The organism is Streptomyces sp. NTH33, assembly GCF_003236365.1.
Taxonomy (GTDB): Bacteria; Actinomycetota; Actinomycetes; order Streptomycetales; family Streptomycetaceae; genus Streptomyces.
This window is the reverse complement of sequence record NZ_POTZ01000350.1, coordinates 1-7,396: the sequence shown is the minus strand read 5'-3', so window position 1 is coordinate 7,396 and position 7,396 is coordinate 1. Positions and strand designations below refer to the sequence as shown.

Genomic DNA, 7,396 nt, shown 5'->3' with positions numbered 1-7,396 from the left:
CACTGGGGTGGGTGCGCTCGCCCTCGCTTGCGGGGCGCCTCCCCTAACCTCTCGGCTTCGCTCGAGCAGGGGGACTCCCGTCGCCCACCCGTGCCGCCCTGGGCGTCCCCCTGCTCGAAGAGCGGGGGGGCACGGCTGCCCGAAGCCGTGTCAGCCCTGTTTGGGGGCTGCTTGGCGGGCCCGGCGGAGGGTGAAGCTGTGGCCGGCCGGGTCGGAGCAGCCGCGCTCCTCGTACGGGCCGGGGCCGTCCTTCGCCTCCAGGGGGCGGCCGCCGAGTTCGACGACCCGGCGCTCGGCCGCGTCCAGGTCCTCCACCAGGAAGTCCAGGTGGACCTGGAGGGAGTTCTCGGGGCGCGGCCAGCTCGGCGGAGTCGCGTTCACGTCGCGCCGGAAGGCCAGCCGCAGTCCGTCGGCGGCCCGTATCTCCACCAGGTTGGCACTCACGTCCGTCTCCTGCGCCTGCAGCAACTCCTTGTAGAACACGGCGAGTTTCTCGGGCTCGGCGCAGTCGAGCACGACGACGCACGCGGTCACCAGTGGCATGTCTCCTCCGAAGGGTCCGGCGGCAGGGCGTGCATGCCCGCCGCGCTCATGTCCCTGATATCCGCGTCCCGCGGTTTCAGTCCGTCACCAGCCACTCACCGTCCCGCATCAGCTCCCGTCCGTCCAGTTCGTTCGCCTCGCGCCAGGCCTGCACGCGCTGGGGGCGGATCCGGAAGTACAGGTAGGGCGTGGCCAGCCGACGGGGGTCGAAGCCGGTCTTGGCGGCGAACAACTCGGCTTCTTCCTCGGTCAGTTCGGCGGGCGGCACGGTTTCGACGGTGCCCTCCACGATGACCACGTCCCGGGTCGGTCCGATACCGAGGCGGACCCTGCCGGTCTCGCGCAGGTTCCGGCCGGTGGGGCTGGCCTCGGGGGTGGCCACCAGCAGCATCCCCGCGTCCCAGAGGAACGACAGCGGCACCAGGTACGGCACCCCTCCCCCGGCGCCGGCCGTCGCCACCCAGGCGTCGACGTCGTTCTCCAGCCGGTGCAGGGTGTCCAGCTTGCGCTGCTTCGCGGAGCGTACGGCAGGCGGGGTCATCGTCGAACAGCCTCCTGGTCGTCGTCGTACCGGTCGTCGTACCGACGGCCGGAATCCCCTCAGTGTGGACCATCCGGCATCCCGGCGGGCGGAGCCGGGCAGGCTGGGTCACCATGAACGACGTGAACACCGTGAACACGATGCGTGCCGTCGGCCAGGACGTCCTCGGCGGACCCGGGGTGCTGAAGGTGATCGAGGTGGAGCGGCCCGCGCCGCGGCCCAACGAGGTGCTGGTGCGGGTGCGGGCCGCCGGGGTGAATCCCACCGACTGGAAGCACCGGGCCACCGGCGGCTTCCTGGGCGAGCCGCCGTTCGTGCTGGGCTGGGACGTCTCCGGCGTCGTCGAGGCGACCGGGATCGGCGCGTCGCTCTTCCGGCCGGGGGACGAGGTCTTCGGCATGCTGCCCTACCCGTTCGGCCACGGCTCGCACGCCGAGTACGTGACCGCCCCGGCCCGCGCCTTCGCGCTCAAGCCCGCCGGCATCGACCACGTCCAGGCGGGCGCGCTGCCGCTGGTGTCGCTGACCGCCTGGCAGGCGCTGGTGGAGCGGGCGGACCTCCGCGCGGGGCAGCGGGTGCTGATCCACGCGGCGGCCGGCGGGGTCGGCCATGTGGCGGTGCAGATCGCCAAGGCGCGCGGCGCGTACGTCATCGGCACCGCGAGCGCGGGCAAGCACGACTTCCTGCGCGGGATCGGTGTGGACGAGCCGGTCGACTACCGTGCGACCGACTTCGCCGAGGCCGTGCGGGACGTCGACGTCGTGCTGGACACCATCGGCGGCGACACCTCCCTGCGCTCGCTGCGGGTACTGCGCCCGGGCGGGCTCGTGGTGTCGATCCTGCCGGTCGGCTCCGACGACTTCTACGAGGAGGCCGGCCGGCTCGGTGTGCGGGCGCTGCGGATGCTGGTCGACGCCGACCACCACGGCATGAAGGCGATCGCGGGGCTCGTCGAGGAGGGCAGGCTGCGCGCCGAGATCGCCGGCACCTTCCCGCTGTCCGAGGCCGCCAGGGCGCACGAGCTCGGTGACACCGGCCGCACCACGGGGAAGCTGGTCCTGTTGCTGGACTGACCACAACTAGCCGCAACTGGACCACAATTGACGGCAAATCGAAGACATATGTCAACCGAACATGCTGGAATTCCCTCCTACAGGGGTAACTTGCCGTGCAGAGGCCGCTTGGAGGCGAAGTCGTCGTGGCGAACGAACCCGCGCCGCCGGCCCGGCATCTGCGTGTCCGCCGGGATCGCGGGCACACCGTGCTGGAGTTCCACGGCGAGATCGACATCGCCGCGGCGGCGCAGATCGTCCCGCACCTGGACCGGGCCACGGCCCGGTCCGGGGCCCGGATCGTGATCGACCTGAGCGGGGTCGACTTCTTCGACTGCTCCGGGCTGCGCCTGCTGTACCGGGCCCGCGGCCGGGTCCTCGGCCGGGGCGGGGAGCTGCGCCTGGTGTGCACGCACCCGCTGACCCTGCGCATCCTCAAGGTGACCGGCCTGGCCCGGCTGCTGCCCCCGCAGCCGTCCCTGGACGCGGCCCTGGAACGGCCCGAGGCGACGTCCGGCTCCCTGTGAGCCCCTGCGGCCTGCCCGCGGGCCGTGTCGCACACCGGCAGCAGCTCCACGAGGTCTTCCTGGACCGGCTTGGCCGACCAACAAAACTGTCTGGCAAGGGCTTTGGCGGGCATGCGCAGAAGGAGGAAGGAGGACCGCCGCATGACGACTTCCCTCGAGCGACCGCCCCGGCGCATGCCCGGCTGGGCGAAGGCGGTGGGCGCCCTCGTGGTGGTGCTCGCCGTGCTGTTCGCCGGGATCAGGCTGGCCGTGCTGCCCGGCATCAAGGACCTGTTCGGCACCGAGACGCACGACCGTTCCGGTCCCGCGCTGCTGAAGGCCGTCCAGGATCTCAGCCGTTACGACGCCGCCTCCGGCAACTTCCAGGTCGTGGTGGACCTGGAGAAGGACACCAAGTACCTGCCCGACGCGATCCGCGGCACCCGCACCCTGTACGTCGGCGCCGGCACCGTGGACGCCTACGTGGACCTCGGCGGGGTCGGCGACGGGGAGGTCACGGTCGACGACGACCGTACGTCGGCCACGCTGCGGCTGCCGCACGCCCAACTCGGCAAGCCGGCCCTGGACGCGGACCACTCCTACGCCGTCTCCAAGCAGCGCGGTCTGCTCGACCGCCTCGGCGACCTGTTCTCCGACAACCCGGGCAGCGAGCGCGCCGTGCAGCAACTCGCGGTCAGGCACATCGCCGAGGCGGCCAGGAGCAGCGGGCTGACCGCGCGGGCGGAGGCCAACACCACCGGCATGCTCGAAGGGCTGCTGAAGTCCCTCGGCTTCCAGGAGGTGCACATCACCTACGGGCCCTGATCAGCCGAGGACGCCGGGCAGGGCCAGCGCCCCGAGCAGGGCCGTCCCCACCAGCAGCCAGGCCACGTAGTCGCCGACGTGGCCCGACTGCAGGCGCCGCAGCGGCAGCGCCCACCCGGGGGCGCCCAGCGGCTGCGGGCGGGTGACGGCCACGGCGGCGAGTCCCACCGCCAGCAGGGTGGACAGCAGGTCCAGCAGGACTCCCGTCGCGGTCCACTCCACGGAGGAGAACACGCCCCAGGACCCGGCCTCGTCGACCGCGTGCCCCACCACGCCGGCGAAGCCGGGCACCGCGCCTACGGCGAGCGCCGCGAGGAGCAGGACCGCCGGGACCGCACGCATGGTGTGGGGGACCTTGTCCAGCCGCTGCCGGGTCTCGGGCTCCTCGCCGGAACCGGAGGTCTTGTCCTCGTCGCGCTCCCCGCCCCTGCGCTCCTCGGGCGGCGGGCCGAGTCCGAGGAAGACGCGGGCGGCGACCCGCAGCACCGCTGCCCCGGTGAGGGCGGAGACCGCGACGTACAGCACGGTGAGCGGGCCGCCGACGGCCTCCTCGGCGACCGCCTTGCCCAGGCCGGTCCCGAAGGGCGGCAGCCCGGCCAGGGCCAGCCCGCCGACCGCGAACAGGGCACCGATCAGGCGCAGTCGCCGGGCCCGGCCGTGCAGGGAGAACTCGTCGACGCTGCCGTAGCGGTCGAGCAGGACCCCGGCGCAGGCGAACAGGGCGGCCTTCACTCCGGCGTGGCCGAGGAGGTACAGCGCGGTCCCGTCGTCGGCCTCCGCCTTCAGCACGCCGATGCCGACCAGGAACAGCCCGGTGTGGCCGATGGTCGAGAAGGCGAGCAGGCGCTTGATGTGCCGCTGGTACCAGCACATGACCGCACCGACGGCACCGGTCAGCACGCCGAGCGCCACCAGGGCCCGGGTGAAGTCGGCCGCCGGGATGCCGCCGGGCCCGGAGAAGACGGTCCCGTACACCCGCCAGACGCCGTAGACGCCGAGCTCCACCATGACGCCGGACAGCAGCATGCACACGGGTGTGGGCGCCACGGCGTGCGCGTCCGGCAGCCAGAACTGGAAGGGCACGGCGGCGGCCTTGACCAGCAGACCGGTCAGGAACAGCACGAAGCCGGCGAGGGTGAGCGCGTCGGGCCCGTGCTGCCCGGCGGCCTGGTCGAGGCCGTGTCCGATCCTCGCCATGGCGAGTTCGCCGGTGCGGGCGTAGAGCAGGGCGACGCCCATGAGCATGAAGTAGGCGCCCAGGGAGTTGACCAGTGCGAAGCTCAGCCCGCCCTGCACGGCCTTGGCCTCGTCGATGCGGTAGCCGGTCAGCGCGTAGGCGGCGACGCCCATCAGCTCGAAGAACACGAACGCGTTGAACAGGTCGCCCGCGATCGCGAAGCCGCACATGCCGCCCTGGAAGAGCAGCATCAGCGCGGGGTAGGAGCCGGCGTGCCCGCGGGGCGGCTCGTCGAAGTAGTACCAGGAGTAGGCCAGCGCGGCCAGCGTGAGCAGCGAGGCGAGCGCGGCCATGCCGAGCGAGGCGCCGTCTCCGGTCACGACGATGCCGACGCTCCGGCCGTTCCTCGGGAACCAGTCGCCGACCCACTCCACCAGCGGCGGCGAGGAGTTCAGCAGCAGGACGATCGCCAGGGCGGCGGTCGCGGCGCAGACGAGGGAGCCGAAGGCCTCGGCGACCAGGCGGGGCACGTGGCGGCCGCCCACGACGAGCAGGGCGGCACCGAGCAGAGGGACGGCGGGCAGCAGCGGCAGCAGATGGCGCATCAGCCGCGCAGCTCCCTCAGCTCGTCGGGGTCGACCGTGCCGTGCCTCTTGGAGATCTGCACGGTCAGCGCGAGCAGCAGCGCGGTCACCGTGGCGCCGACCACGATGTCGGTGAGGGTGAGCGCCTGCACGACCGGGTCGACCACGGGCCGCGAGCCGGGCTCGATGTCGGAGAAGACGGGCGCGGTGCCGCCGTCGCGGTAGCCGACGGCCAGCAGCAGGACGTACGTCGCGGACTGGCACACGGCCAGGCAGCCCACGGCGTGGATCAGGTTCCGGCTGGTGGCCAGGCCGTAGCAGCCGACCAGGAGCACATAGGCGGCGACCAGGTACGGAAGGACATGCATCACGGCACTCACGGCGCTCTCACTCCCCGCTCTCCTCCGCGATCTCGACGGCCTGGTCCAGGAAGCGGGCGAGCAGCACAACAACCGCGCAGGCGACCTCCATGCCGATGGCCGCGTTCAGCAGCGGGACGGTGCCGCCGGAGGACAGCGTGTTGAAGGTGCCGTACGGCAGCAGCGTGTTGACGAGGAAGGCGGTGCCGGCCAGGACGCCGGCGAGGCCGAGGACGAGGTAGGCGCAGGCGGAGGCGGCGTCGCCCATCTCGTACGCCTCGACCGGGCGGACGCGCTCCAGGGCGGCGTAGTCGGCCCCGAGGTACAGCAGGTGCAGGGCGGTCGCGGCGACCACGCCGCCCTGGAAGCCGCCGCCGGGGCTGAGCTGTCCGTGGGCGATCACGTAGAGGCCGGTGACCAGGGCGACGGGCAGCACGATCAGCGCGTAACGGCGCACGGGCGCGGCGACCTCGAAGGGCTCGGGCCGGTCGCGGTGTTCGTCGCGGGCCTGGCGCAGCAGGACGCCACAGCCGAGGACGGCCGCGAAGAGGATCGTCATCTCGCCCATCGTGTCGAAGGCGCGCTGGTCGAAGTTGACGGAGGCGACGGAGTTGGCGGTGTACCGGGAGAGGGCCGCGCCGACGGCACGGTCGCCGTAGGGGTGGCGTGCGCCGCCGAAGACCGGAAGGCGCAGGCAGGCGGCGACGAGCAGCGCGGCGAGTCCCGCGCCGCCGAGGGCGACCAGCCACAGCCTCGTGCGCGGGTTCACCCTTCGCCGCCCTTGCCGTCCTTGCCTCCGGCGGGGCGCCGGCGGACCTTGCGCACCGAGAGCATGATCAGCAGCGGGGTCAGGACCGAGCCGACGGCGAGCTGCGACAGCCCGACGTCGGGTGCCTGCAGGACGGTGAACAGCACGGCGAGGGCGGTGCCGAGGACGGCCAGGACGAGGGCCTGGCGGGTGGGGTCGCGGTTGGCGACCGCGGCGGTCGCGGTGGCAGCCACGAACAGCAGGGCCACGACGACGGCCACGTCAGCCACGGCTCACCCCCGCGAAGCCGCGGGACAGCGCCCGGGAGGCGATGAGGTTCCCGCCGACCAGCAGCGCCCCCACGATCAGGAGTTTCACCAGGGACCGGCCGGGTCCGGCGACCGCGCACAGCACCAGGACGACGACCACGCCGACGCCGGCCGCCGCCCAGGTCGGTCCCCGGGCCCGGGGCGGGTCGTCGGCGAGTTCATCGGCGAGCAGCCGGGCGAAGACCAGGGTGCCGACCGGGCCCAGCAGGGCCATGAGCAGGGCGAGATCGACGTAGGCGGTGCGGCTGTAGCCCTGGGAGAGCAGCAGCAGACCGGGGCAGACCATGGCGGTGGACAGGTTCTGGGCGACGACCCGGCGCTTGAGCGGTCCGGTGGCGACGCCCCACAGGGTGCTGCCGAGACCCACGGCCAGGACGGCCGTCGCCGCGAGGATCCAGCCGTTCACCACCGGACCACCGCCCGCCGTCCGGCGCGCGCGGTCAGGGCCCCCACGCCCGCGGCGCAGGCGCCGACCACCCATTCCAGGGTGTAGACGGTGCTGATGAGCATCAGCCACAGCACGACGAGCGCGGCCCACCAGGCCAGGACCTCGCCCACGGCGAGGAGCGTCGTACGCGCGTTCACACGCCACCTCCGCAGACTCCGTCCTCCGCTGTGCGAGGGACCTCGGGTACACCACTTCCCGGCATCCAAGCACCGCCCCGGCCGCGGGGCGGGTGGTGGCGCGCGGGGCCGCAGCCCGGATGCCCCGTCAGCAGCAACGGAAACCGG

The 7,396-nt window shown here is 73.0% G+C and carries 11 protein-coding genes; 3 read left to right on the top strand and 8 right to left on the bottom strand.

Features of this window, described 5'->3' with window-relative positions; all coding sequences use genetic code 11:
- Window positions 1–150 precede the first annotated feature (150 nt).
- Window positions 151–543 (bottom strand): VOC family protein, encoded by a 393-nt coding sequence (locus C1I97_RS26880; protein WP_111005739.1) that lies wholly within the window; start codon window positions 541–543, stop codon window positions 151–153.
- A gap of 76 nt (window positions 544–619) precedes the next feature.
- Complete coding sequence (locus tag C1I97_RS26875; protein ID WP_111005738.1) at window positions 620–1,084, bottom strand: pyridoxamine 5'-phosphate oxidase family protein; 465 nt, start codon at window positions 1,082–1,084, stop codon at window positions 620–622.
- A gap of 113 nt (window positions 1,085–1,197) precedes the next feature.
- Here C1I97_RS26875 and C1I97_RS26870 point away from each other — a divergent pair, with 113 nt between their 5' ends.
- The 3 genes from C1I97_RS26870 (at window position 1,198) to C1I97_RS26860 (ending at window position 3,467) form a co-directional block, all read left to right on the top strand.
- Entirely contained in the window at window positions 1,198–2,157 is a 960-nt protein-coding gene (locus C1I97_RS26870) for an NADP-dependent oxidoreductase (RefSeq protein WP_181446930.1), read from the top strand.
- A gap of 125 nt (window positions 2,158–2,282) precedes the next feature.
- Complete coding sequence (locus tag C1I97_RS26865; RefSeq protein WP_111005737.1) at window positions 2,283–2,663, top strand: anti-sigma factor antagonist; 381 nt, start codon at window positions 2,283–2,285, stop codon at window positions 2,661–2,663.
- 141 nt (window positions 2,664–2,804) lie between these two features.
- A complete protein-coding gene (locus tag C1I97_RS26860) occupies window positions 2,805–3,467 on the top strand; it encodes a DUF4230 domain-containing protein (RefSeq protein ID WP_111005736.1) in 663 nt (220 codons plus the stop codon).
- Here the strand turns inward: C1I97_RS26860 and C1I97_RS26855 are convergent, their stop codons facing one another.
- The 6 genes from C1I97_RS26855 to C1I97_RS26830 are packed head-to-tail and all read right to left on the bottom strand — an operon-like array spanning window position 3,468 to window position 7,249.
- On the bottom strand, window positions 3,468–5,249 hold the full coding sequence (locus C1I97_RS26855; protein ID WP_111005735.1) for a complex I subunit 5 family protein: 1,782 nt from the start codon (window positions 5,247–5,249) through the stop codon (window positions 3,468–3,470). It abuts the gene before it with no gap.
- On the bottom strand, window positions 5,249–5,596 hold the full coding sequence (locus C1I97_RS26850) for a sodium:proton antiporter (RefSeq protein WP_111005734.1): 348 nt from the start codon (window positions 5,594–5,596) through the stop codon (window positions 5,249–5,251). The genes C1I97_RS26855 and C1I97_RS26850 overlap by 1 nt, the downstream gene beginning before the upstream one ends.
- A 19-nt stretch (window positions 5,597–5,615) precedes the next feature.
- Window positions 5,616–6,356, bottom strand: coding sequence for an MnhB domain-containing protein (locus tag C1I97_RS26845; RefSeq protein ID WP_111005733.1), 741 nt, complete (start codon window positions 6,354–6,356; stop codon window positions 5,616–5,618).
- The gene (locus tag C1I97_RS26840; RefSeq protein ID WP_111005732.1) at window positions 6,353–6,625 is read right to left on the bottom strand and encodes a Na(+)/H(+) antiporter subunit B; all 273 of its coding nucleotides are present in this window, start codon (window positions 6,623–6,625) and stop codon (window positions 6,353–6,355) included. The genes C1I97_RS26845 and C1I97_RS26840 overlap by 4 nt, the downstream gene beginning before the upstream one ends.
- Window positions 6,618–7,070, bottom strand: coding sequence for a monovalent cation/H+ antiporter complex subunit F (locus C1I97_RS26835; protein WP_111005740.1), 453 nt, complete (start codon window positions 7,068–7,070; stop codon window positions 6,618–6,620). The genes C1I97_RS26840 and C1I97_RS26835 overlap by 8 nt, the downstream gene beginning before the upstream one ends.
- Window positions 7,067–7,249 (bottom strand): hypothetical protein, encoded by a 183-nt coding sequence (locus tag C1I97_RS26830; protein ID WP_111005731.1) that lies wholly within the window; start codon window positions 7,247–7,249, stop codon window positions 7,067–7,069. Before C1I97_RS26830 ends, C1I97_RS26835 begins: the two co-directional genes overlap by 4 nt.
- Window positions 7,250–7,396 lie beyond the last annotated feature (147 nt).

What these genes read in the sequence shown, in the direction of transcription:
- C1I97_RS26855 (WP_111005735.1), bottom strand. Translation starts at nt 5,249, where the DNA reads ATGCGCCATCTGCTGCCGCTGCTGCCCGCCGTCCCTCTGCTCGGTGCC.
- C1I97_RS26875 (WP_111005738.1), bottom strand. Translation starts at nt 1,084, where the DNA reads ATGACCCCGCCTGCCGTACGCTCCGCGAAGCAGCGCAAGCTGGACACC.
- C1I97_RS26850 (WP_111005734.1), bottom strand. Translation starts at nt 5,596, where the DNA reads ATGCATGTCCTTCCGTACCTGGTCGCCGCCTATGTGCTCCTGGTCGGC.
- C1I97_RS26870 (WP_181446930.1), top strand. Translation starts at nt 1,198, where the DNA reads ATGAACGACGTGAACACCGTGAACACGATGCGTGCCGTCGGCCAGGAC.
- C1I97_RS26880 (WP_111005739.1), bottom strand. Translation starts at nt 543, where the DNA reads ATGCCACTGGTGACCGCGTGCGTCGTCGTGCTCGACTGCGCCGAGCCC.
- C1I97_RS26860 (WP_111005736.1), top strand. Translation starts at nt 2,805, where the DNA reads ATGACGACTTCCCTCGAGCGACCGCCCCGGCGCATGCCCGGCTGGGCG.